Raw genomic sequence first — 22,109 nt, forward strand, 5'->3', positions numbered from 1 at the left:
GGGGGAATTATGCGGGAACACCGTCCCCGGAATCCATGCGTGGCGATTCGCTTTCCGGGGACAGGGTTTGTGGTTCAGGGCGCCAGGGTGGTGACGGAAAAGCTGTTGGCGTGAAACAGTGGATCGGCCTTGGCTTCGCCCTTGGCGGTCGCCGGCAGGGTGAAGTCCATGGCGGGCAGGTAGACCTTGCCGCTCAGCGGGTCGAACGCCATGTTGTAGGCCATCGGCAAGGTGCTGACGCTACCCAGCGTACGGTAGTGATCGAGGTCCGTCTGTTCCACCAGCGTCAGGTTGGCGTCCACCCCGCTGGGGATGATCAGCCGATGTTGTCGGGCATCCCAGGCCAGGGCGTTGACGTCCCGGGTGATCGGCAGGCTGGCCTTGACCGCGCCGCTCTCCAGGTCGGCCACGATCAGCCGGGGTTGCTCGCCGCGACAGGCGACGAACAATCGCTGCCCTGGCTGATCCTCGGCCAGGGCGCTGGGTTTGGGGCAACCCTCGAAGCTCCAGCTGTCGAGCACTTCGAAGGTGCTGGCGGAAAACCGCGCCACCTTGCCTTCGTCGCGCATCGGCAGGAAGAAACTGCCGTCGCCCTTGACCAGCAGCGGATCGATTTTCTTCACGTCCAGTTCATGGGCGGCGGTGATCTTTTCCTGCTTGGGGTCGAAGACAAACAGTGTCGAACGATCCGCCCGCCGTCCGCTGACGACGATCACCTGGCCGCTGCGCGGCTCATACACCGCGCTGTTGAGATTGCTCTGGGCCACGGGAATGCGTTTGAGCAGCTTGAGGCTCGACAGCTCCACCACGCCGAGGCTGCCGTCGGTATTGAGCACGAACACGCGATTGCGTTCGGGCACGAACACCACGGCGTTGGCCCCTGCCGAATGCTCGAGGGTTTTCACCAGGCGCTGTCTGGCCACGTCGAACACGCTCAGGCCGTTTTCCCGCCGGGCCAGGAACAGGTAGGGCCGGGTTGGATCGAGGGCAGCGAACCCCCAGCTGTCGCCGGAGCCGGGCAAGGTCACCTGATGCTCACGCTGGTACAGGCGCCCGTCCTCGGGTGCAGCCGCCAGGGCGGCACCACTCAGGGTCAGGGCCAGCAGGACTGCACTGATTCGTTTCATCAAAACTCCAGGGTGCTGGAGACAGACACCTGGCGCGCATCACCCATGGACACGAACAGCTGGCTGACCGCCGAGGTGTAGTAGACCTTGTTGAACAGGTTCTTCACGTTGAGCTGGAACTTGACCTTCTGCCCTTCGAGCTGGGTGTCGTAGGTGGCGAAGGCATCGGCCACGGTGTAACCCGGCAGGTCGAAGGTGTTGGCCGCATCCCCGGTGCGATGACCGATATAACGCGCGCCGGCGCCGGCCCGCAGCTTGTCGCCACCGCCCATGATCGAACCGAAGTCGTAGACCGCCGACAGCGACCCAGCATTCTTCGCCACGTTCTGCAGGCGGTTGCCCTGGTAATTGGCGTCCTGGGTGACCTGGGCATCGGTGTAGGCGTAGCTGCCGATCAGGCTCCAGCGATCGCTCAACTGACCGCTGGCATCCAGTTCCAACCCGCGCGAACGGACCTGACCGGCAATGCTGTACTGGGTGGTCAGGCCGTCGGCGACGGACACCAGCACGTTGCGCTTGTGGATATCGTAGATCGCCGCCGTGGCGGTGATGCGCCCTGGAATATCCAGCTTGGTGCCGATTTCCCAGGCCTTGGATTGTTCCGGTTCAAGGGAGCCGTCCAGCACCAGGCGGGTATTGCTGGTCACCGCCAACGGGGCGATGGTGGAGTTGGGCTTGAAAGATTCGGTGTAGCTGCCATAGAACGACAGCTCGTCGGTGTAGCGATACACCAGGCCGGCGCGCGGCACGAACTTCTCGCCATTGCCGTTGGTGTTGACCTGGAACGGCCGGCCCTTGCCCGCGAACTGGTCATACATCTGGTAGCGACCGCCGGCGACCAGGATCCACTGGTCGTTGAGGTGGATCGAGTCCTGGGCGAACAGCGAGTCGCTGCGCAACAGGTCGGTCTGGTCGCTGTCCTTGGGGCTGACGGTGGAGCCCGGGACTTCGCGTCCGTAGATCGGGTCCAGGTAGCTGAAGGTGTTCAGCGGGCTCTGGCGGATCAGGTCGGAGCGGTAGATCTTGCGGTACTCGTCGTCCATGCCGAACACCAGGTCATGCTGCATGCCGGCCACATCGACCTTGCCTTCGAGGCTGGCGGTGGTGAAGCGGTCGGTGGTCAGAGCGCCTTTGGTGCCGTCCATGCTGCGCACCAGGGTGCCGTTGGCCGGGTTGACCGAAACCACCCGGACCTGGCTGGCATCGTAGGTTTCGCGGTTCCAGCTGTAGCCGAGGTGCGCTTTCCAGCTGTCGTTCAGGTCGTGGTCGGCTTCGAAATGGACCAGGTCGGAACGGCCTTCCATGTTGTTGAACGGCTCATCCAACCGGCGATCCTTGGGGATGGCCAAGGGGTGGTTGGTCCGCGGGTCGATGGCCGTGCCACGGTCGAACGGGGTCAGGAACTCGCGGTGCTCGTAGGACAGCAGCAGCTTGGTGGTCTCGCCGAACCAGGCCAGGGACGGGGCGATCAGGGTCTCGCGGTGGGCACCGAAGTCGCGCCAGTAATCTTCGTCTTCACGGTCGAGGACCATGCGGTAGGCCAACCCGGAATCGCCGAGGGCGCCGGTGCTGTCGAGGCTGCCGCCGCTGCCGTTCTTGCCCGAACCGTAGGTCGAGCCGCGCAGGGTCACGGCGTTGTACTGCTCCAACTGGGGTTTCTTGCTGACCAGGTTGACCACACCGCCCGGGTCCTGGATGCCGTAGAGCAGGGAGGCCGGGCCCTTGAGCACTTCGACCCGATCGGTGGTGGCGTTCAGCGCGCGGCCCTGCACCAGCGGCATGCCGTCCTGCATGATCGAACCGTTACGGTTGTCGCCGAAGCCGCGAATCATCACCGCGTCCTGGGTGCTGCCGAGGGTGTTGGCCTGGGTGATGCCGCTGATGTTGTTCAGCGCGTCATCAAGGTTGCGCGGGGTCTGGTCACGCAGGACCTGGGCCGAGACCACGTTGATGGTCTGCGGGATTTCCTGCAGCGAGGCGCTGGACCGGGCCACCGAGGTGACCTGTGGCGGCTGGTAGCTGGTGGAGGACGCCTGCGGGGTGCCGTTGATGGTGGTGGCGCCGAGGTTCAGGGCGCCCTGGGTCGGCAAGGGTTCGAGGGCCAGGGTGTGGTCGTCGGTGCGGCGGAAGGTGAAACCGGAGTTGCTCAGCAGCTGTTGCATGGCCTGCTCGGCGCTCATCTGCCCGTTGATCGCCGGGGCCTGGTGACCGTAGGCGGCTTCGTCGGTGTAGACCACGCTCAGGCCGGTCACCCGACTGAAGTCGTTCAGGGCCTGGGGCAGCGGTTTGGCGGCAATGGCGAAGGTGAACTGCGCGCTGTGCTGCGCCGCGAACTCGGCTGCCAGGACCACGCCCGGGGGCAGCAAGGCCAACCCCGATACCGCCAGCGCCGACGCGCCGAACCACCGCTTGACCGAACTGCCTGCCACCGATTTTGCCCTGGACTTCATGTGTGCCTGACCCATACGTAGAGAAATCATTAATGCGAATGAATCGCACTTTCAACCACTACACGGATGGGCTTCGCGTTTACCTCACCTTTATTTTGAAAATATTTTCCCAGGTCAGCGCAAGACGATGACCCGACCCAGCAGACTGTGCTGTTCAAAGCCCAGCACGCCTTGCAACGAATCGAGCACCGCCCGCGGATCCTTGTTCGGAAAACTGCCGCTGATCCGCCGTGCCGCCAGGCTGTCGTTGAATACCAGGATCCGTCCCGGGTAATACCGGCCCAGGTCCTGGACCACCTCGGCGACGCTGGCTTTCGAATAGTTCAGCCAACCCTGGCGCCAAGCCAGCAACTGGTCGCTGTTCACCGGATGCAACGGTTGCGCCGAACCATCGACATAGGCCACCTGCTGGTTGGCGCCGAGAATCTGTTGCGGCGCGCCCGCACTCGCGCGAACCCCGACCCGCCCGGACAACACCGTCACCCGCGCACCACCCGGTTGCAAGCGCACTTCGAACTGCGTGCCGAGCACCCGCGCCTCGCCCCCCTGCGCATCCACCACAAAGGGCTCGCCGGTATGGGTCACCTGGAAAAACGCCGAGCCCCGACGCAGCCGGACATGCCGTTCGCCCGCGCTGAAATCCACGGAGATCGCACTGTCGGTGTCCAGGGTGACTTCGGAACGGTCGGCCAGGGTCACCGTGCGCACCTGCCCCGGCACCGACACATAGTCGGCGCCGAGGTCGTCGAGCCAACGACCGGGCTCGAAACCCAGGCCCATGGACACCGTCAGCAGCAGGCAGGCGGCCATGGCCAGGCCCGCCGACCAGCGCCAGCGCGTTGCCGGCTTGGGCCGGTCCATGGCCGCGAGCAAGGCTTGCAAGACCACGGCCTCCTCTTTGGCCAAGGTACTCGCCGGCACTTCGCTCAGTTCCCAGAGCACCTGGGCCTGGGCATAGGCCTCGACATGGGCCGGATCGGCTTGCAGCCAGAGACTGAAGCGCGCCTGGTCACCCCGGCTCGGTTGATTGTGCAACAGGCTGAGCCAGGCCAGGGCGGCCTGTTCCTGGTTGGGTGTCACGGCAATGCTGGAAGAATGGATCACGATGCTTTCCCTGGCAGACGTGTGGCGGATGGCGCTCGATGCCCGGCCGAAGGCTCTCGCAGACTGGCCTTGCAAGCCTCAAGGGCACGCATCATGTGTTTTTCCACGGCACTTTGCGAGAGGCCCATGACCTTGGCGATCTCGGTGTACTTGCGACCATGGATCCGGTTGAGCAGGAAAATCTGCCGGGTGCGCTCCGGCAGGCTGCGCAGCGCCGCCTCGACATGACGCAGATCGTTACCGGCCTCCAGGGCCGCCTCGGGCTCGCAGCCCTGGTTATCCTGCTGCTCGGGCAGCCAGCCTTCATTGACCCGCACGCGAACACCCTCGCTACGCAAATGGTCGATGGCAATGTTGCCGGCGCAGCGCAGCAGGTAGGTGCTCAGCTCCTCCACCTGCACCAGGGGCCGACGCCAGAAACGCAGGAACAGGTCCTGGACCAGGTCCGCCGCCGTCGCCCGACAACCGACCCGGCGACTGACCAGCGCCTCCATCTGCGAACGCTGGGACAGGAACACTTGCAGGAAGTGCGCGCGACCGGCGTGCAACTCGGTCCTCTCGGCATCCGGGTTCTCGGGGGGGCGCAGGGCCAGGTTCATCACGACACTCCCAGCAACAGTCAGCCGCCGAGCAGCAGTAGGCCAGCGGAAAGGACGCCAATATTAATGATAAAAATTCTCATACGCAAAAACATCCGACGAGCCGTGGTGGCACAAGGACATTTACCGGTGGCTATCCGAACGGATAGTCATGCTGAAAAAAACTGGAGGATGGGCCGAATGCTGGGCTAATTTCGGGCGGTCGACGGTTGCCGTCCCAGCACGGGCCGCCGACCCGTCTCGGGTTCTCATACGTGGAGGAGTCCCCGGGCCGGTCTTACTTGATCGTCCAACACACGGCCTCTTCAGCCAGGCAGTCGAGGGGAATGCCGTCCGCTAACCGAGCAGGGAGCTTCCATGAACAACACGCCGTTCAATCTCAACAAACATATTGCCGAATATCATTACGACTACGTCACGGTCCTTGACGACATCGTCCCCCCCGAGTTGTGCGACACCTTGAAAGAACGGGTCGAGCGCACCATCGAACAAGGTCGGGTCAAGCTGGTCAACCATCAGGGACTGGGCACCCGCGAGGTGTCCGATGCCGGCGGGCAATACCTGCACTACATCTTCCTGGGCCAGGATGTGCGCGATCACTTGCCGGAACTGACGGCGATCTATCACTCGTTGCTGCCGCTGATCAGCCTGGTCACCAGCCAGGCTGCGATTGTCTCGCCCCACAGCCGCTCGGACATCAATATCAAGGTCTACCCCGAAGGCGGCGGGACCTTGGGCGAGCACTACGACACCAACGCGATCACCGTGCTGTTGTTCCTCACCAGCAACCGCGAAGCCCCGCTGCGCATGCAGATTCCCCGGGCCCATCCGAGCAAGCCGGAACCCTGGATCGAACACCGGCATATCCACGCCAAGGCCGGTTCGGTGCTGGTCATGAAGGGCCGGGAAATCCTCCATGACTGCGAACCGACGGTGACGGAAAAGAAGATCACCGTGGTCCTGAACTACTACACCCGGGATGACGTATGGCGTCCGGAAAAATTCGATGCCTTCGTCTATGACGGCGTCGATCCGGAGATCGCCGCCTGAACCTCGTCCACGTCCTTGTCGTCGCCATTGCGGCGGCAAGGACGCCCTCCCCGCCTTCGCCAACAGGACCTCGAATCCCCATGAAATTTCAACCGCTGGACCTGGCCCTCGGGCTATTGGTCACGATTATCTGGGGCAGCAACTTCTCGGTGATCGAACTGGGCCTTGAGCAGTTGGACCCGTTTCTGCTCACCGCCCTGCGCTTCACCTGCTGCGCCTTGCCCCTGGTGTTCTTCATGAAACGACCGGCGGGCGTCAGTCTCACCGCCATCGCCGGTTACGGCCTGCTGTTCGGCGTCGGGCTCTGGTGGGTGGTGAACTACGCCATGCACCTGGGACTGACCCCAGGCCTGGCCTCGCTGATCCTGCAATTCAGCGCCTTCTTCACGATCTTCCTCAGCGCCTGGCTGCTCAAGGAAAAGATCGCCGGGCCGCAGATCGCCGGGGTGATCCTCGCCAGCCTCGGCCTGCTGTCGATCATTCACTTCACCGAAGGCCAGGCGGTGCTCACCGGCACCGTGCTGGTGCTGCTGGCAGCCCTGAGCTGGAGCGCCTGCAACCTGATCGTCAAGCAGACCCGCCCCGGCGATATGGTCGCCTTTATCGTCTGGTCCAGCCTGTTCGCGGCACCGCCGCTGTTTCTCATGACCTGGCTGGCCAAGGGCAGTGCACCGTTTTATCAACTGGGCACGAACCTGACACCTGCGGCGATCTTTTCGGTGCTGTTCCAGGCCTATGTCACCACGCTGTTCGGCTACCGGGTGTGGAACAACCTGATGAAGAAATACCCATCGTCCATGGTCGCGCCGTTGTCGCTGATGGTGCCGATTTCCGGTGTCACCACTTCGTGGCTGATGTTCGACGAAAGCATCGGGCCCTATAAGCTGGCCTCGATCGTGGTGATCCTGCTGGGCATTGCGCTGTTTATCAATGCCGCGCTGATTGCCAACTGGCTGCAGGCCAGGGCCGCACGTCAGGTCGACGAGCCGCTGGGTTGAGCGTTGTAGCCCAGAACGAAAACGGGCCTGCAAATGCGGGCCCGTTATGGTCAGTGTTGAAGATCAGCCGTTAGCGGCCAGCCGTACACGTTCTTTCTCTTCGAACTCCTCTTCCAGCAGTGCGTCTCCCAGGTCACGGCGCTCGCCCTTGATGGCGGTCGCGCGTTTGGCTTGCAGTTTGCCGAACAGATGCTCCAGTGCATGTTCCAGTTTGGTGGCCGCGCCATCGATCGCCTGTTCCAGCGTATCGGCTTTATGGGTGACCGAAATCGGTTGATGGCCTTTTGGCCGCGCTTCCATCTGGCAGCGCATATCGTGGGGACCCGGCTTGTCGCCGTTCTCGTCCGCCAGGTGAACTTCGACCCGTGTCAGGTCTTCTTCATAACGTTCGAGCGCGGTCTCTACGCTCGTCCGGACCCACTCCTCCAGTCGAATGCTGCTTTGAATATGGTTATCACTATTGACTTGGATTTGCATAGTTATTCCCTTATTTCAGCTAGCTAGTAAGAGACTCGTCGGCAGCGCCTGAAGGCGTGCTGAACATGACCTCTTAATGACAGAGTTGGGCAGTTGGAAAAACAATTCAACCCCTTTGAAAAGATAAATAATTATCCGACGAAATAGCCGGACAAGCCGGTAAAGCGCTGTTAATGTCGGGAGTTGGGTCGAGTCGCTTTCCTGTCATTTCCTGCAACAACCTTCCTGAAAAAGCCCCACTACAAGCTCGGCCAAAACGCCTTGAAACAGCGGACATCCTTGTCCGGCACTCGAACACATCAAGCCTCGCGCAACCCTGGCACCACCTTGCGTTCACGGGTGTAGCTCAGCACGAAATGCGCCACCAGGCCGAAGATCAATCCCCAGAACGCCGCCGCCAACCCCAGGTAACTCATGCCTGAAGCGGTCACCAGAAAGGTGATCAGCGCCGCTTCCCGCTGTTTCTCCTCGGCCATGGCCCCCGTGAGCCCGGCACTGATCGCGCCGAACAGCGCCAGCCCGGCCAGGGACGCGATCAACTCCTTGGGCAAGGCGCCGAACACCGAGGCCAGGGTCGCGCCAAAGGTGCCCATCAGGATGTAGAAAACCCCGCAGGCGATGCCGGCGATATAACGCTTGTCGCGGTTTTCGTGGGCCTCGCGACCAGTGCAGATGGCCGCCGTGATCGCCGCCAGATTGAGGCCATGGGCACCGAACGGTGCCAGCAACACCGCGCCCACCGCCGTCAGCGAAATCATCGGCCGGGCCGGCTGGGTATAACCGGCGGTGCGCAACACGGCCATGCCCGGCACGTGCTGGCCGGTCAGGGTCACCAGGGCCAGCGGCAGGCCGATATTGATGATCGCGTGCCAGCTCCACTCGGGCGCGGTGAAGATCGGATGGGCCACCGCCACGGTGATCGCCCCCTGGTTCAACTCGCCCATCAGCGCGGCGAAACCACAGCCGACGATCAACACCGAGAGAATCGCGTAGCGCGGCGAAAAGCGCTTGCACACCAGGTAGACAGCGATCATCGACAACACCAGCGCCGGTTGCAGGCGGATCGAGGTGAACAGCTCGGCACCGAAGCGAAACAGGATCCCCGCCAGCATCGCCGCGGCAATCGCCTTGGGCAGGCGGCTCATCAACTTGTCGAAGGCTCCCGACAGCCCGACCACGAGGATGATCACCGACGCCACCACATAGGCGCCGATCGCTTCGGCGAATGACACCGTCGGCAGCATCGATACCAGCAGCGCCGCACCGGGGGTCGACCAGGCGGTGATCACCGGGATCCGCAGGCGCCAGCTCAACAGCAGGCCGGTGACGCCGCTGCCGATGGAAATCGCCCAGATCCACGACGACACCTGGTCGCCGGACAGATGGGCCTGGGACGCCGCCTGGAACACGATGATCAGCGGGCCGGCGTAGGAAATGACCACGGCGATAAAACCGGCGATCACCGCGGATAACGAAAAGTCCTGTCTGAGGCTGCTCATAAGCGTCGGTACCTGGAGGTGGAAGTCATTGAGTCGATTGATGCGCATATAACCGCATAAATTGATTCGATTCAATAGAATCAATTTTGATTCATACACCCTGTGATAAGCTTGCCCGCACTTTTCAGGATCGGTAGCCATCAAGCATGTGGGTTCCTCGGCTCAGCGACTTCAACCAACCGGTGTACCTGTCCATCGCCGACGCGCTGGCGCGGGATATCGCCAGCGGTACGCTGAAAACCGGCAGCCGCCTGCCGACCCTGCGTGAACTGGCCCAGGCGCTGGAGGTCACGCCCGGTACCATCAGCCGCGCCTACAGCGAGGCGCAGCGGCGCAAGCTGGTGCAGGGCGAAGTCGGACGCGGCACCTATGTGCTGGAACAGGGCGCACCGATGCCGACCCGCCAACAGGCGCCGGCATTGCTGGCGCCGGGGCCGACCGACCTGCTCGACCTGTCGATCATCAAGCCCCACGGCGAGCCCCTCGAACACGAGCTGCGCGATGCCCTGGTGAACATGGCCAACGACTCGGATTTCGCCCGCGCCCTGGACTATGCCCCCGACGGCGGCCACCCTGCCCACCGCGAGGCCGGCGCGCAGTGGTTGCGCCAGTCGGTGCCGGATGCGCAATGGCAACAGGTGGTGATCACCGCCGGTGCGCAACATGGGCTGATGGTCGCCATGAGTGCCCTGAGCAACAGCGGCGACCTGGTGCTCTGCGAAGCGCTCTGCTACCCCGGCATCATCTCCCTGGCCCATGGCCTGGAGCGCCGGCTAGGCGGTGTGGAAATGGACGCGGAAGGGATCATTCCCGAGGCCCTGCGCGAGCGTTGCCTACGGGAAAAACCGGCGCTGCTGATCTGTGTCGCCACCTGCCAGAACCCGACCACGGCGATCATGTCGGCGGCGCGCCGGGCGCAGATCGCGGCGATTGCCGAAGAGTTCGATTTCATCATTATCGACGACGATATCTACGGTTTCCTCGCCAACGATCCGTCGATCAGACCGCTGTCCAGCTACGCCCCGGAGCGTTCGGTGTACCTCACCAGCCTGTCGAAATCGGTGATGCCGGCCCTGCGCATCGGCTACCTGTACAGCCCGCCGAAACTGCTGTCGCGCCTGACGTCGATGGTGCGCAGCAGTATCTGGATGCCCTCGCCGCTGACTGCTCAACTGGCCAGCATGATGCTCAGCGAAGGGCTGGACACTCGGTTGGTCGCGGTCCAGCGCGCCGAGGCGGCCGCGCGCCAGGCCATCGCCGCCGAAGTCTTCCACGGCTTGCAGATCACCACCCAGCCCCACAGTTATCATCTGTGGCTGACCTTGCCCGAGCCCTGGAGCGGCGATGAGTTCACCCTGCTGGCGCGGGCCAACGGCGTGCTGGTGCTCAGCGGCACACAGTTCCAGGCCGAGCGCCTTGGGCATACCCGCAGCGTGCGGATCGTGCTGATGTCACCCACCAGCCGCGACGAACTGCGTTTCGCCCTGACCAAGCTGGCCAGCCTGATCGACGCCGACCCGCGACGTTTCTACTGAACGGTCGTTTACCCGGCACAAGCCTTGCAAATTCAAATGGTGTAGTTGTGCCCCGACATGAGGTCAGGGCACCGATCTGCCGCCGGTCCGGAAGCGACGAACCAACCCGCCCGGCGCGCAGTCAATGAATGCAGGTTTCGATCAGAGTGGTGACACACATGGATAACCCCTTTCAGTTGATCAACGAGGCTTTCCAGCCCGAATACCGAGTCAACCTCAGCCTCCAGGGACTGGACGGCGACGTCATGCTGACCCTGTCCAACGCCGATGGCGTGGTGGCCAAACGGATGATCAGCGCCGAGCAACGCAATGATCCCAGACGACTGAAACGCCTGATCCAGAGCGTTCAGTTCGGCATCGCCATCGAGCAGGGGCACAGCGCGATGGATATCCTCACGGCCATGACCGACAGCGACAGCCTCAAGCTGGGAACGCTCCCGGCACCGGTCTGGAGCGGTGCCGGCCATCGTGTCGGGCGCCCGGTCACACCGACCGGACGGGTAGTGACGCTGCCGGTTCGTTAAGCAGCCGCTACACCAACTGCAACCCATTGGGGCGCGCGCCGGGAAAAACGCTCTGAAGTTGCGCAGTGGACAAACCCCAAGTGCGGCCCAACAGGCCGCCCAGCAAATCGCGGTAGTTGTTCAGCACTGGATAGTCGCGGTTCTGCAACAGGCTGCCCGGCGCCACTGCCACTTGCTCGCCGACGATGCGCCCACCGTGCACGCTGCCGCCCAGCACCCAGTAGACCGTGCCATGGCCATGATCGGTGCCGCGATTGCCGTTCTCGCGAAAGGTGCGGCCAAACTCCGAGACCACCACCACGGTGGTGTCCTTCCACTGATCGCCCATGGCGTCGGCAAAGGCCGCAAGGCCCTGCCCCAGGTTCGCCAGGTTGTTGGACAGCTGACCCTGGGCGCCGCCCTGGTTGACGTGGGTATCCCAGCCGCCGACATCGACGAAACCCAGTCGATACTGATCGCGCATCAGGGTGGCGATACGTCGGGTTTCCGCGGCGAAGTTCTGCGCCGTCTGCGCACCACGCCCGGCCTTGGTCATTTCATCCTGCAGGTCCTTCGACACTTGCTGGCGCAGTTGCAGGCCGTCGGTTACCGGTGCGGCCAGCGTCGTACCTTTGTACATCGAGGCGAGGATCGAGGACTGGCGCTCGTCGAACACCGGTTTTGAAACCCCACGCAACGACAGATTGGGAATATCCCGACCGCCCTGGAAACTCAGGGGCAAGGCGTCGGTAAAGGCAATCGGCGCACTGCCGGGCATGGCCCCGGCCAAACGGGCGAGAAAGCCCGAGCCATAGTGCCCATGCTGGTCGCCGGCCAGCCCGGCCTCGATATTGTCCTGGGTTTCGAAATGGCTGCGCGACAGGTCGTCGGTGCCGGCAAAGGGCACGAAGGCGAGCTGCTTGCGTTGCCAGAGCGGATAGAGCGAATCGTGCAACACCGGGTTTAGCCCCCAATGGCCGTCGAGAGCAATGGCGCTGTTGGGGTTGTGCGGGTCGGGCCGGGCAATCGCCAGGGTCGGCCGCGACTCGTAGTAGAAATCGCTGGCATAGGGCACCAGCAGGTTGTTGCAGTCGTAGCCGCCACGCAGGAACACCATCAGAAAACGCGGTGCCGACGCGGGAGCGGCGAACAACTTGCCGGAGAACGACAAGGTCGGCAGGGTCGCGGCGGCGACCGCTGAAGCGACCAGAAAGTCTCGACGATTCATCACTGCACCTTCCTTGAAGAGCACGACGTTAACGGTTGTTGAAGTCCGGTGAAGACAACAGGAAGGTGTTCCATTCCTGGGGCGAGGTGGCCTGATTCAGCGCGGCTGTGGTGGCGGCCGACAGATGCGGGCCGATGGCCTCGTAATACAACGGCGTGGTGATCATGGGGAAACCGCCCTCGGCCTTGTCACTTCCTTCAGGGGTAAACAACTTGTTGTAGCCCGAGCCGATGGACCGGGCGATTTCGAAACGCTTCGACATCTGCCCCGAGCTGGCCCAACCAGCGGCGTCCAACGGCCAGCCGTCCGGGGTCTGCCGGCCGAATACCGGTTCGCCCAACTGATTGAGCCAGTTGAGCATCGGCCGTGGATTGGCGATGGGCTTGCCGTCGTAAGCCAGGCGTACCGCCGAGACCACGAACTGGGTCGGGTCCTTGAATTTTTTCCCGGCGCTTTGCAGCAGTTCCGGCGACTCGAAGAGCGTGCGCAACACCTGGGCGATATCGCCATCACTGCGCTGGAAGGTCACGCTCATGCGGTCCACCAGGGACTGCGGTGGCTGGTCGGCGACAAAGTATTGCGCCAGTTTGCGCGAGATGAATTGCGCACAGGCTTTCTGCCGGGTGATCAGGTTCACCGCCTGGGTGATTTCACCGAAACCGCTGCCCTGGATCGATTCGCCCAGCAGCACCTTGTCGGAAAAGTCATGGCGCTTGGGATTGAACTGGAACATCCCGTCATTCACCACCAACGGCGCCACCCGGGGCCCGAACTTCTGCACCCGGCCATCCAGCGGCCGCACCCCGGCACCGGTAAGGATCAGCGCCAGTTGCTGGACATCCTGCTGGGTGTAGCCGGAACCGACCCCCAGGGTGTGCAGTTCCATCAGTTCGCGGGCGTAGTTTTCGTTGACCTTGCCATTGGCGTTCTGGGCATTGTCGAGAAACTCCAGCATGGCCGGACTCTTCAGGGTCGCCAGGACCAGATCCCTGAACTTGCCCAGGGCATGCGGGCGAATCACCTGTTCTTCGTAGTCCGCCGCCATCAGGCGTACCGCGCCCTTGCCGGCAAATACGCTGAAGTGATTGAGCCAGAAGCCGACCATCTGCTCCTTGAGCTGGTTGCTGCCATAGACCGCCCGTAGCAGGGTGATTTGCCGGGCCTGGTCGGCGGCGTCATTGAGCTGTTGCTGCTGGGCCTTCTTGGCATCGGCCTTGGCATCGCCGTCCGGCATCGACTGCAGTTGCTCCTGGCCCTGCTTGAAGGCGAGCAAGGTGGCCTGCAGCGGTTGCGCAAGGATCGGGAACGCGCGCAATTGTGCGTCGATACCCGGCGGCAACGGGTCACGAATACGGTCGCTCAGTTGCGCCTCGAGCAAGCCGCTACGGCCCATGGCCCGAAAGCGCGCGACGTTCGCCGCGTCCAGGTCGTAACCATCGCGCCGCAGCCAGGCCGAATCAGCGGGACTCAACGGCACGACAGGTGCCGCCACGGCGATGACGGGAAGGCCCGCCGCCAGACACACCGACAACCCCAGACAACGTAGAACAGCACCCGGTACTGGCATATCAAGAGGCTTCCAAAGGTGAGAACGGCAGTAATCCTTTCATCCCCAGTGTCTGTCGAACTGGCTGTACCAATGCTGACAAATGCGCATTCAGTTCTATCCTGCCAGAGGTCTGTGACAAGCGGCTTTTGCCGCAAAAAGACTGTGTCGGGTTCAGGATCCGGACAGATACATACTGTTACAACAAGCGTAGCCGGTGAGAAAACACGGCAACGATCCGTTCGCCAGGCGCGTGCCGTGGGCGGACCATCCCGAGGAGGCAACATGTTTTTACGTTACGCAGCACTTGCAGCGGTAGTCGTGGCGGCTTCCGGTTGCGTACAGGAACGCGTGGTTCACGATCGCCAGGTGGTGGTCGAACGGCCCGCGCCGCAATACGTGGAAGTGGTGGCTCCGCAGCCACCACCGCAGGAAGTGATCGAAGTGGAGCCGGCCTATCGCCCTGGATTTATCTGGGCACGGGGTTACTGGCATTGGGACGGGCGACGCTATGTAGCGATGCACGGTCATTGGGAACCGGTGCGCCAGGGTTATCGCTATGTACACCCGCACTGGGAACGGCATAACGATGGCTGGCATTTGCGTGCCGGGGCCTGGATCAACTGATCCACCGATAGGCTTCCTTTTCCTGCAGGAGCGAGCTTGCTTGCTCCTGCAGGGGGTTCAAAGCTCGCCCTTCTCCACTTCCGGATGCTCGCTGGAGCCCTCGCCGGTCTTGCGTTGCGGGTGCTCGATCTTCACCGACGGAAACTGCGACGAGGCATAGCGCACCACCAGGATCGCCAGCGCCAGCAACAGGATCGCACCGGAAAGGTAAACCACGCCCATGTCCGGTGGATTGTGGTGCGACACGTTGGAGATCAGCAGCCGGGTCAGCGCGGTGATCGCCACGTAGATCAGGAAGCGCACCGGCATATGGTTGGTCTTGAAGTAGATCCCCACCATCGCCCCCAGTTCGAGGTAGATGAACAGCAGCAGGATGTCGTCGATCTTCAGATGACCCTCTTCGATCATCACCAGAAACTCCATCACCGCCGCCCAGGCAGTCACTCCGCCGATGGCGAACAGCGCCAGGTAATGAAACGACTCAACCAGCAGGTTGCCCAGGGATTCGGCCACCTGATGCACGTTTTGTCGCAGGTTCTCGGCCCAATTGATTTTCACGGTACAGGTTCCTTGGTTCGGCTTGATCGAATGATGCGGGTGGAAGATGACTGTTTTCCCTGCATGCAGAAAAAAGGCCAGGGAAAGCGATGAGATGATGATAATGCCTGCCGGGGCACGTTGCGGCGGTGCGCCCACCGACACCTTCGCGGCGATGCGGCGTCCCGACAAACCCTGCTCCTACAGTACGGCGTCGTACGCAAAATTTGTACTCAACGCAGTACTGTAGGAGCAGGGCTTGCCCGCGAAGAGGCCCCAAAGATCACCCAAGGCCCCCGATGCAGACTCGGTTGTGCATCTGACAAACCGTGAAACCGGTCTACATTAAAAAGCCACTACCCAAACCCTGGGGATTCGCTTATGCTTTTAGCTGTATATAGATACAGTAATTGCAAAACACAACTATCGTGAAGGCATGTGAGGTGGTGAATGGCCGTCGAAGTGGTATACCGCAGCAGCCGAGATCTGGAGCGTTTGTTCATGGATAAAGCCGAAGCTGACCGTCATGACAAAATGCTCGAATTGGCCGAGCTGCTGGCCGAAGTCCTGCAAAAAGCCGTGCCCTCGCTGAGCGAGCAGCAGGTGGAAGAAGCCGGCATCTACATGGCGAAAAACCGCGATGTGTTCGCCCGGGCGTTCAAGAGCCAGCCGGATGCGCTGAGCGAATTGCTCTCGCCCCCTGCCCCTGTCGAATAAGACAGCGCCAGACGGCAGGAACCGGTTCGTTCAACGGTAAAGCAGGCGCTCCGCCAGTTCGTCGGCCACCCGCGCCGGCGAGCGCTTTTCCGCCTGGGCATGGGCGAAGACTTCGGTCAGGCGCGTGCCGATACGGGACAAGTGGGCGGTGATGGTCGACAGTTCCTCGCCCCGGTGCCTGAGGGTGACATAGATCAATCCGCCAGCGCTGATCACGTAGTCGGGGGCATAAAGAATCCCGCGTTTTTCCAACTGATCGGCAACGCTGATATGGGTCAGCTGGGTGCTGGCCGAACCCGCCACCGCCGCGCAACGCAGCTGCGCCACGCTCTGGCTGGTGAGCACATTGCCCACGCTGCAAGGGGCGAGAATATCGCATGGGGTACTGAGCAAGGCTTCACAGGCAATCGGATGGGCCCCCAGTTGCTCCATGGCCAGTTGCACCTTGCCCGGGTCGGTATCGCTGACCAGCAATTCCGCCCCCGCCGCGTGCAACTGCTCGGCCAGGGCATAACCGACGTTGCCCAACCCTTGCACCGCCACTCGCAAACCTTCCAGGTTGTCGCTGCCCAGCCGCGCCATGGCGGTGGTGCGAATCCCGGCAAACACGCCCATGGCCGCGTGCGGCGACGGGTCGCCAGCGCTGGTGGTGCTGGTGACGTGCTGGGTGTATTGGGCAATGCAGTCCATGTCGGCGGTGGAGGTCCCACTGTCGATGGCGGTGATATAGCGCCCGTTGAGCTGCTCGATACAACGGCCGAAGGCTTCGAACAAGGCGGCGCGGCTTTCCACATGGGGCGGACGAATGATCACCGCTTTCCCACCGCCCACCGGCAACCCGGCGAGCGCGGCCTTGTAGCTCATGCCTTGGGCCAGGCGAATGGCATCGACCATGGCACTTTCATCGTCGGGATAGGCCAGGTAACGACAGCCACCCAGCGCCGGCCCGAGGCGACGGTTATGGATGGCAATCACCGCCTTCAACCCGGTTACCGGATCGACACTGAGGTGCAGCGACTCAAGACGAGTGCTTTGCATGAGAGCGAACATCGAGAGGCCCCCTGGATACTGCCTGTAGCGAGTATAGGCTTCGTGGGAAAGCTTGCAGAAGCAAGCAGGAATAAGACCCAGGCGTTTGCAGTTTTTGCGACATAACCCTCGAGCGCTGCAAGCGGACTGGACGAAAGCCCATCACGGGGCTAAAACAGAGACTCTGCCGGAGATCTCGATGAACCCCCGCCAAGCCTTTTTCGCCTGCCTGCAACGTACACCGCCCGCCGTGTTTGAAGCAGCCGTGTGGATAGCAGCCGAACATGACCCGCAGGTCCTGCCTGAATCCGTATTGCGCGATTTCCGCGACTTGCAACAACGGGTCAGCGCCGGCCTGCCGATGCTGCCGGTCAGCGAGTTGGGCCAGCCGCTGTTGCGGCGGCTGAACGAACTGGGGTTCCAGCAGGACGAGTTCACCCCGCTGCGACCTCACGCGGCACTGCTCGACAAGGTCCTGCAGCGCAGGCGCGGGCAACCGCTGGCGCTGGCGTTGATCGCCCTGGAACTGGCCCGGCAGTTGGAGATCCCGCTGGTGGGGGTGAATTTTCCCGGGCATTTCCTGCTGCGGGTGCCGGGGGCCGACCATTTGCTCGACCCGTGTGGCGGCCGGCGCCTTTACCCCAACGACTGCCGCGAACTGCTGGTCCGCCAGTACGGCCCGAGCACGGTGCTGAAGGCCGAGCACATGCATAACGCCACGCCGGTGCAGATGCTCCAGCGCCTGTCGCGCAATCTGCGGCAATTGCACCAGGCCAACGACGACTTCCTCGGGGCCCTGGTGGATGCCGAGCGGGTCCTGGAACTGGGCCAGGCCAATGCTGGCGACTACCTGGCCCGCGCCAGCCTGTACCAGCGCCTCGATTGCCCACGGGCCGAACGCCATGACCTGGAACGGGCGCTGCTGCTCAGCGAAGACCCGCTCCAACGGCTACGGCTGACGGAACGGCTGGGGCAATTACCACCGAATGCGGTGGTGCATTAGGCGGTTGTGAGGCGCCATCGAAAAGACCGGTATGCGCTAGCCATCACTTTGTCCGCTTCTGTCGTATCGTGTAATGAAGATATATACACTACGTCAGTACTTTGTGATGAGATGCCTGTCCATGTCGAAAGAAGCCGTTTTCACGATGAAACTGGAACCCGAACTACGCGCCGAATTCATGGCCTGTGCTCAGGCTGTCCATAGGCCTGCGTCCCAAGTGCTGCGCGAACTGATGCGCGATTTTATTCAACGTCAGCACGAATCCCAGGAATATGAAGCCTTCCTGCATCGTAAGGTCGAGGCGGGACGGGCCTCGATGGAGGCGGGTCGGGGTCGCTCGAATGAAGAGGTTGAGGCCGAATTTGCGGCGCGCCGCGCGAGTGCGGCCAAGCTGGCGTGAGCGTTATCTGGACGCCAGAAGCGCAACAAGACCGTGTGGAAATATGGGATTACATCGCAACCGAGACCCCCTATGGGGCTGCACGGTTGGATGAACTGTTCAGTGCTGCGGCAAACAGACTGGCCACTCACCCCGAGATGGGGCGGCCGGGGACAGTACCCGGCACCCGTGAGCTGATACCACACGAAAATTATCGTCTGGTGTATGAAATCAACAGCGGAACCGTCTGGATACTAGCGCTGGTGCATACTGCGCGACTGTGGCCATTTGATTCGTGACTCGCGATCTTCAGGCCGGAGTATCCGGCTGATTCGCCGGATGCGCCTGGATAAACGCCGGATGCTGTTCCGCCAGCGCCGCCACCCGGCGAATACGCGGATAGGCGTCCAGCGATACCTTGAAACGCTGTGCCGCATACAGCTGCGGAATCAGGTACACATCCGCCAGCCCCGGCTCCTTGCCAAAGCAATAACCGACCTCGCCAATCAACTGCTCCACCGCCGTCAGCCCCTGGCTGACCCAATGACCGATCCACTCCTGCACCTGGGCATCGTCATGCCCCCACTGGCGCAGCAGGTTGGTGGTGCCGGAGTTGTGCAACGGATGAATATCGCAACCGATCACCGCCGCCACCGCCCGCGCGCGGGCACGGGTCAGCAGGTCCGAGGCCAGCAGCGGCGGCTGTGGATAACGTTCCTCGAGAAACTCGATGATCGCCGGCGACTGCGTCAGCACATCCCCGGCATCGGTGCGCAAGGCCGGCACCCGACCCTGGGGGTTGACCGCCAGGTACGCCGCCTGGCGCTGCTCACCACCGCCCGGGGCGATCAGGTTGATCGGCAGCGCGTGGTAATCCAGGCCCTTGAGGGCCAGGGCGATCCGCACGCGGTAGGACGAGGTGGAACGGTAATACGTGTAAAGCTCCATGGTCCTCTCCTCTCAACGCGCCGAGACAATCTTGCCGCGGCATTCGCCGAAGCCGATGGAAGCAAAACCTTCACGGTTGCACCGCGCCCGCAGGATGATTTCGTCGCCGTCTTCAAGGAACTTGCGCACCTCACCCGAGGCCAGCTCCACCGCTTTCTTGCCGCCTTCGGTGATCTCCAGCAGGCTGCCGAACTGCCCCGCTTCAGGACCGGACAAGGTGCCCGAGCCGAACAGGTCGCCGGCCTGCAACTGGCAGCCGTTGACGCTGTGGTGCGCCACCAGCTGCGCCACGGTCCAGTACATGTGCCGGGTGTTGCTCAGAGTCAGGCGCTGGGCCGGCAGGTTCTGCTCGCGCATCGCCTCGGTCAGCAGCAACACTTCCAGTTCGATATCAAAGGCGCCGCCCTGCTGATCGCGGGCGTCGAACAGGTACGGCAACGGCTGCGGATCGCCTTGCGGACGCGCCGGCTGGGCCTGGCGGAACGGCGCCAATGCCTCGGCCGTCACCACCCAGGGCGAGACGCTGGTGATAAAGCTCTTGGACAGGAACGGCCCCAGCGGCTGGTATTCCCAGGCCTGGATATCCCGTGCCGACCAGTCATTGAGCAGGCAGAAACCGGCGATATGCTCGGCGGCATCACCGATGGCAATCGACTCCCCCATGGCATTGCCCTGGCCGATCCAGATGCCCAGCTCCAGTTCGTAGTCCAGTCGTGCGCAGGGACCGAAAGTCGGCTCAGTCTGCCCAGCGGGCAAGGTCTGGCCCTTGGGCCGGCGGACCTCGGCGCCGGACGGGCGCACGGTCGAAGCGCGGCCGTGGTAACCGATGGGCACGTACTTGTAGTTGGGCAGCAGCGGGTTGTCGGGGCGGAACAGCTTGCCGACATTCTGTGCATGCTCGATGCCCACATAAAAATCGGTGTAGTCGCCGATCCTGGCCGGCAGGTGCAACTGGCAATCGGCAGCCAGGTGCAGCAGCTTCGCGCCCTGGGCTTCGATCTTGCCACGCAGGCTGCTGCCTTCGCCGAGCAGTTCCAGCAGGCGGGCACGCAAGGCCACACGAGCCGCGGTGCCGAGTTCGAAAAAGGCATTCAACTGACCGCCACGGGTCGCTTCGACAGCGGCCTTGGCCAGACCGTCAAACAAGCCGAGCTCCAGGGCTGCTTCCAGATCGAAGATCTGCTCGCCGATCGCCACGCCACTGCGCGGGGTAGAACCCTGGTAACTGAACACCCCCAGCGGCAGGTTCTGCAACGGGAAATCGGTATGGCCGTTGGCAGAGGCAACCCAGCTGCGAAGGATGGTTGGCTGACTCATGGGTTATCTCCGATTCGGGTTGAAAGTGACGGGCAAGGTGGCCCAGCAAGTATCGTAGTTGCTTTGCAGCTGCGGGCAATCAAGGGCAAAGCGGCTCGCACGCAATACCTGGCTGGTCTCGAACATGAAGGCCATGGTGTTGTCGATCTTGCTTGGCGCCAGTTCGGCGGCAATCGCCCGGGTGCAGGTTTCACCGTCCGGGCCGTGGGCGCTCATGCAACTGTGCAGCGACGCGCCGCCGGGCAGGAAGCCTTCGGCCTTGGCGTCGTAGGCGCCCTGGATCAGGCCCATGAATTCGTTCATCAGGTTGCGATGGAACCACGGCGGACGGAAGGTGTTCTCGGCCACCATCCAGCGCGGCGGGAAGATCACGAAGTCGAGGTTGGCCATGCCCGGCACGCTGGTGGGCGAAGTCAGCACGGTGAAGATCGACGGGTCCGGGTGATCGAAGCTGACCGTGCCGATGGTGTTGAACCGGCGCAGGTCGTATTTGTACGGCACGTTGTTGCCGTGCCAGGCGACCACGTTGAGGGGCGAATGATCGAGCTCGCAGCCCCAGAGCTCACCGAGGAACTTCTGCACCAGGGTGGTCGGTTGCCGCAGGTCTTCGTAATGGGCGACCGGCGTGAGGAAGTCCCGCGGGTTGGCCAGGCCGTTGCTGCCGATCGGCCCGAGGTCCGGCAGGCGTAGCGGCGCGCCATGGTTTTCGGCGAGGTAACCACGGGCTTGCGGGTCGAGCAGTTCGACGCGGAATTTCAGGCCACGGGGCAGGACGGCGATTTCCAGCGGTTCGATCTCCAGTACACCGAGTTCGGTGACGAGCCGCAGCCGGCCCTGTTCCGGGACCAGCAGCCATTCGCCGTCGGCGTTGAAGAACACCCGTTCCATGGAGCGGTTGGCGCGATAGCTGTAGATGCTGATACCGGCCGGTTTCTCCGCCGCCGAGTTGGCCGCCATGCTCACCAGGCCGTCGAGGAAATCCGTGGGCTCACCCGGGATCTCCAGCGGGTTCCAGCGCAGGCGGTTGGGGGTGACCGAACCCAGCGGGCCACCGGCCAGTTGCCGCTCCAGCTTGACGAACGCCGGGTGCCGGGCCGACGGCTGGATGCGATACATCCAGGTACGTCGCGCTTCGCTACGGGCCATGGTAAAGGCCGTGCCGGAGAACAGTTCGGTATACAGACCGTAGGGCGCTTTCTGTGGGGAGTTCTGGCCGACCGGCAGCGCGCCGGGCAAGGCCTCGCTGCTGAATTCGTTACCGAAGCCGGACTGATAGGCCAGCACCGTGGAATCGGGGTTCATGGAGCCTCCTGGAGGGAGTGGACCTGGGGCTGCCTCCGGATTCAAAGGGAGCGCGGCACGGGTCGGTTTATTTTTATGGAAACGAAATTATGCATAACGTAACTTGATTATGCAGAACGTAATTTGATTGACAG

At 62.7% G+C, this 22,109-nt stretch carries 22 protein-coding genes; 9 read left to right on the top strand and 13 right to left on the bottom strand.

Annotation, left to right across the window (positions count from 1 at the left end):
- Positions 1 to 74: 74 nt before the first annotated feature.
- From HX830_RS15440 to HX830_RS15455, 4 genes are all read right to left on the bottom strand, one after another.
- Positions 75 to 1,127 (bottom strand): hypothetical protein, encoded by a 1,053-nt coding sequence (locus HX830_RS15440; RefSeq protein WP_152740014.1) that lies wholly within the window; start codon positions 1,125 to 1,127, stop codon positions 75 to 77.
- The gene (locus HX830_RS15445) at positions 1,127 to 3,577 is read right to left on the bottom strand and encodes a TonB-dependent siderophore receptor (RefSeq protein WP_152740015.1); all 2,451 of its coding nucleotides are present in this window, start codon (positions 3,575 to 3,577) and stop codon (positions 1,127 to 1,129) included. Before HX830_RS15445 ends, HX830_RS15440 begins: the two co-directional genes overlap by 1 nt.
- 114 nt (positions 3,578 to 3,691) lie before the next feature.
- Positions 3,692 to 4,681, bottom strand: a complete 990-nt coding sequence (locus HX830_RS15450) for a FecR domain-containing protein (RefSeq protein ID WP_177101044.1) — start codon at positions 4,679 to 4,681, stop codon at positions 3,692 to 3,694.
- On the bottom strand, positions 4,678 to 5,280 hold the full coding sequence (locus tag HX830_RS15455; protein WP_177101046.1) for an RNA polymerase sigma factor: 603 nt from the start codon (positions 5,278 to 5,280) through the stop codon (positions 4,678 to 4,680). Before HX830_RS15455 ends, HX830_RS15450 begins: the two co-directional genes overlap by 4 nt.
- 357 nt (positions 5,281 to 5,637) lie before the next feature.
- On the opposite strand from HX830_RS15455, the gene HX830_RS15460 reads away from it, so the two are divergent.
- The gene (locus HX830_RS15460) at positions 5,638 to 6,330 is read left to right on the top strand and encodes a hypothetical protein (protein WP_152740018.1); all 693 of its coding nucleotides are present in this window, start codon (positions 5,638 to 5,640) and stop codon (positions 6,328 to 6,330) included.
- Positions 6,331 to 6,410: 80 nt separating this feature from the next.
- The gene (locus HX830_RS15465; RefSeq protein ID WP_177101049.1) at positions 6,411 to 7,328 is read left to right on the top strand and encodes an EamA family transporter; all 918 of its coding nucleotides are present in this window, start codon (positions 6,411 to 6,413) and stop codon (positions 7,326 to 7,328) included.
- A 63-nt stretch (positions 7,329 to 7,391) separates the two neighbouring features.
- Here the strand turns inward: HX830_RS15465 and HX830_RS15470 are convergent, their stop codons facing one another.
- On the bottom strand, positions 7,392 to 7,805 hold the full coding sequence (locus tag HX830_RS15470; RefSeq protein WP_103496590.1) for an HPF/RaiA family ribosome-associated protein: 414 nt from the start codon (positions 7,803 to 7,805) through the stop codon (positions 7,392 to 7,394).
- 299 nt (positions 7,806 to 8,104) lie between these two features.
- Positions 8,105 to 9,304, bottom strand: a complete 1,200-nt coding sequence (locus HX830_RS15475) for a benzoate/H(+) symporter BenE family transporter (RefSeq protein WP_103496600.1) — start codon at positions 9,302 to 9,304, stop codon at positions 8,105 to 8,107.
- Between the two features lie 146 nt (positions 9,305 to 9,450).
- Between HX830_RS15475 and HX830_RS15480 the strand changes: the two genes are divergently transcribed.
- Both HX830_RS15480 and HX830_RS15485 read left to right on the top strand, forming a co-directional pair.
- Positions 9,451 to 10,839 (top strand): aminotransferase-like domain-containing protein, encoded by a 1,389-nt coding sequence (locus HX830_RS15480; RefSeq protein WP_177101051.1) that lies wholly within the window; start codon positions 9,451 to 9,453, stop codon positions 10,837 to 10,839.
- Positions 10,840 to 10,997: 158 nt separating this feature from the next.
- Positions 10,998 to 11,363 (top strand): DUF3509 domain-containing protein, encoded by a 366-nt coding sequence (locus tag HX830_RS15485; RefSeq protein WP_103496588.1) that lies wholly within the window; start codon positions 10,998 to 11,000, stop codon positions 11,361 to 11,363.
- Between the two features lie 7 nt (positions 11,364 to 11,370).
- Here HX830_RS15485 and HX830_RS15490 read toward each other — a convergent pair whose 3' ends face one another.
- The gene (locus HX830_RS15490; protein ID WP_103496587.1) at positions 11,371 to 12,570 is read right to left on the bottom strand and encodes a DUF1501 domain-containing protein; all 1,200 of its coding nucleotides are present in this window, start codon (positions 12,568 to 12,570) and stop codon (positions 11,371 to 11,373) included.
- A 28-nt stretch (positions 12,571 to 12,598) separates the two neighbouring features.
- Positions 12,599 to 14,137, bottom strand: a complete 1,539-nt coding sequence (locus HX830_RS15495; RefSeq protein ID WP_177101053.1) for a DUF1800 domain-containing protein — start codon at positions 14,135 to 14,137, stop codon at positions 12,599 to 12,601.
- 264 nt (positions 14,138 to 14,401) lie between these two features.
- Here HX830_RS15495 and HX830_RS15500 point away from each other — a divergent pair, with 264 nt between their 5' ends.
- Positions 14,402 to 14,743, top strand: coding sequence for a YXWGXW repeat-containing protein (locus tag HX830_RS15500; protein ID WP_103496585.1), 342 nt, complete (start codon positions 14,402 to 14,404; stop codon positions 14,741 to 14,743).
- Between the two features lie 57 nt (positions 14,744 to 14,800).
- On the opposite strand, the gene HX830_RS15505 is transcribed toward HX830_RS15500, so the two are convergent.
- Positions 14,801 to 15,301: a phosphate-starvation-inducible protein PsiE gene (locus HX830_RS15505; protein ID WP_177101055.1), complete on the bottom strand. Its 501-nt coding sequence runs from the start codon at positions 15,299 to 15,301 to the stop codon at positions 14,801 to 14,803.
- Positions 15,302 to 15,730: 429 nt separating this feature from the next.
- Here HX830_RS15505 and HX830_RS15510 point away from each other — a divergent pair, with 429 nt between their 5' ends.
- Positions 15,731 to 15,997: a YebG family protein gene (locus HX830_RS15510; RefSeq protein ID WP_152740026.1), complete on the top strand. Its 267-nt coding sequence runs from the start codon at positions 15,731 to 15,733 to the stop codon at positions 15,995 to 15,997.
- 30 nt (positions 15,998 to 16,027) lie between these two features.
- Here HX830_RS15510 and HX830_RS15515 read toward each other — a convergent pair whose 3' ends face one another.
- Positions 16,028 to 17,047 (bottom strand): Leu/Phe/Val dehydrogenase, encoded by a 1,020-nt coding sequence (locus tag HX830_RS15515; protein ID WP_103496578.1) that lies wholly within the window; start codon positions 17,045 to 17,047, stop codon positions 16,028 to 16,030.
- A gap of 178 nt (positions 17,048 to 17,225) precedes the next feature.
- Between HX830_RS15515 and HX830_RS15520 the strand changes: the two genes are divergently transcribed.
- From HX830_RS15520 to HX830_RS15530, 3 genes are all read left to right on the top strand, one after another.
- Positions 17,226 to 18,029: a SirB1 family protein gene (locus HX830_RS15520; RefSeq protein WP_103496577.1), complete on the top strand. Its 804-nt coding sequence runs from the start codon at positions 17,226 to 17,228 to the stop codon at positions 18,027 to 18,029.
- 121 nt (positions 18,030 to 18,150) lie between these two features.
- Positions 18,151 to 18,429: a CopG family ribbon-helix-helix protein gene (locus tag HX830_RS15525; protein ID WP_152740027.1), complete on the top strand. Its 279-nt coding sequence runs from the start codon at positions 18,151 to 18,153 to the stop codon at positions 18,427 to 18,429.
- Positions 18,426 to 18,707, top strand: a complete 282-nt coding sequence (locus HX830_RS15530; RefSeq protein WP_177101057.1) for a type II toxin-antitoxin system mRNA interferase toxin, RelE/StbE family — start codon at positions 18,426 to 18,428, stop codon at positions 18,705 to 18,707. Before HX830_RS15525 ends, HX830_RS15530 begins: the two co-directional genes overlap by 4 nt.
- A gap of 10 nt (positions 18,708 to 18,717) precedes the next feature.
- On the opposite strand, the gene maiA is transcribed toward HX830_RS15530, so the two are convergent.
- The 3 genes from maiA to hmgA are packed head-to-tail and all read right to left on the bottom strand — an operon-like array spanning position 18,718 to position 21,975.
- Positions 18,718 to 19,356 (bottom strand): maleylacetoacetate isomerase, encoded by a 639-nt coding sequence (maiA, locus tag HX830_RS15535; RefSeq protein WP_177101059.1) that lies wholly within the window; start codon positions 19,354 to 19,356, stop codon positions 18,718 to 18,720.
- A 12-nt stretch (positions 19,357 to 19,368) separates the two neighbouring features.
- Positions 19,369 to 20,673, bottom strand: a complete 1,305-nt coding sequence (gene fahA, locus HX830_RS15540; RefSeq protein WP_177101061.1) for a fumarylacetoacetase — start codon at positions 20,671 to 20,673, stop codon at positions 19,369 to 19,371.
- 3 nt (positions 20,674 to 20,676) lie between these two features.
- Complete coding sequence (gene hmgA, locus HX830_RS15545; RefSeq protein ID WP_177101063.1) at positions 20,677 to 21,975, bottom strand: homogentisate 1,2-dioxygenase; 1,299 nt, start codon at positions 21,973 to 21,975, stop codon at positions 20,677 to 20,679.
- Positions 21,976 to 22,109: the final 134 nt, after the last annotated feature.

Origin of the sequence: Pseudomonas gingeri (genome assembly GCF_013385425.1) — a bacterium.
Classification (GTDB): Bacteria; Pseudomonadota; Gammaproteobacteria; order Pseudomonadales; family Pseudomonadaceae; genus Aquipseudomonas; species Aquipseudomonas gingeri_D.

Bases quoted from the DNA above. Each gene is read 5' to 3' on its own strand.
- HX830_RS15440 (WP_152740014.1), bottom strand. From the start codon at position 1,127: ATGAAACGAATCAGTGCAGTCCTGCTGGCCCTGACCCTGAGTGGTGCC.
- HX830_RS15445 (WP_152740015.1), bottom strand. From the start codon at position 3,577: ATGAAGTCCAGGGCAAAATCGGTGGCAGGCAGTTCGGTCAAGCGGTGG.
- HX830_RS15455 (WP_177101046.1), bottom strand. From the start codon at position 5,280: ATGAACCTGGCCCTGCGCCCCCCCGAGAACCCGGATGCCGAGAGGACC.
- HX830_RS15460 (WP_152740018.1), top strand. From the start codon at position 5,638: ATGAACAACACGCCGTTCAATCTCAACAAACATATTGCCGAATATCAT.
- HX830_RS15465 (WP_177101049.1), top strand. From the start codon at position 6,411: ATGAAATTTCAACCGCTGGACCTGGCCCTCGGGCTATTGGTCACGATT.
- HX830_RS15470 (WP_103496590.1), bottom strand. From the start codon at position 7,805: ATGCAAATCCAAGTCAATAGTGATAACCATATTCAAAGCAGCATTCGA.
- HX830_RS15475 (WP_103496600.1), bottom strand. From the start codon at position 9,304: ATGAGCAGCCTCAGACAGGACTTTTCGTTATCCGCGGTGATCGCCGGT.
- HX830_RS15480 (WP_177101051.1), top strand. From the start codon at position 9,451: ATGTGGGTTCCTCGGCTCAGCGACTTCAACCAACCGGTGTACCTGTCC.
- HX830_RS15485 (WP_103496588.1), top strand. From the start codon at position 10,998: ATGGATAACCCCTTTCAGTTGATCAACGAGGCTTTCCAGCCCGAATAC.
- HX830_RS15490 (WP_103496587.1), bottom strand. From the start codon at position 12,570: ATGAATCGTCGAGACTTTCTGGTCGCTTCAGCGGTCGCCGCCGCGACC.
- HX830_RS15495 (WP_177101053.1), bottom strand. From the start codon at position 14,137: ATGCCAGTACCGGGTGCTGTTCTACGTTGTCTGGGGTTGTCGGTGTGT.
- HX830_RS15500 (WP_103496585.1), top strand. From the start codon at position 14,402: ATGTTTTTACGTTACGCAGCACTTGCAGCGGTAGTCGTGGCGGCTTCC.
- HX830_RS15510 (WP_152740026.1), top strand. From the start codon at position 15,731: ATGGCCGTCGAAGTGGTATACCGCAGCAGCCGAGATCTGGAGCGTTTG.
- HX830_RS15515 (WP_103496578.1), bottom strand. From the start codon at position 17,047: ATGTTCGCTCTCATGCAAAGCACTCGTCTTGAGTCGCTGCACCTCAGT.
- HX830_RS15520 (WP_103496577.1), top strand. From the start codon at position 17,226: ATGAACCCCCGCCAAGCCTTTTTCGCCTGCCTGCAACGTACACCGCCC.
- HX830_RS15525 (WP_152740027.1), top strand. From the start codon at position 18,151: ATGTCGAAAGAAGCCGTTTTCACGATGAAACTGGAACCCGAACTACGC.
- maiA (WP_177101059.1), bottom strand. From the start codon at position 19,356: ATGGAGCTTTACACGTATTACCGTTCCACCTCGTCCTACCGCGTGCGG.
- fahA (WP_177101061.1), bottom strand. From the start codon at position 20,673: ATGAGTCAGCCAACCATCCTTCGCAGCTGGGTTGCCTCTGCCAACGGC.
- hmgA (WP_177101063.1), bottom strand. From the start codon at position 21,975: ATGAACCCCGATTCCACGGTGCTGGCCTATCAGTCCGGCTTCGGTAAC.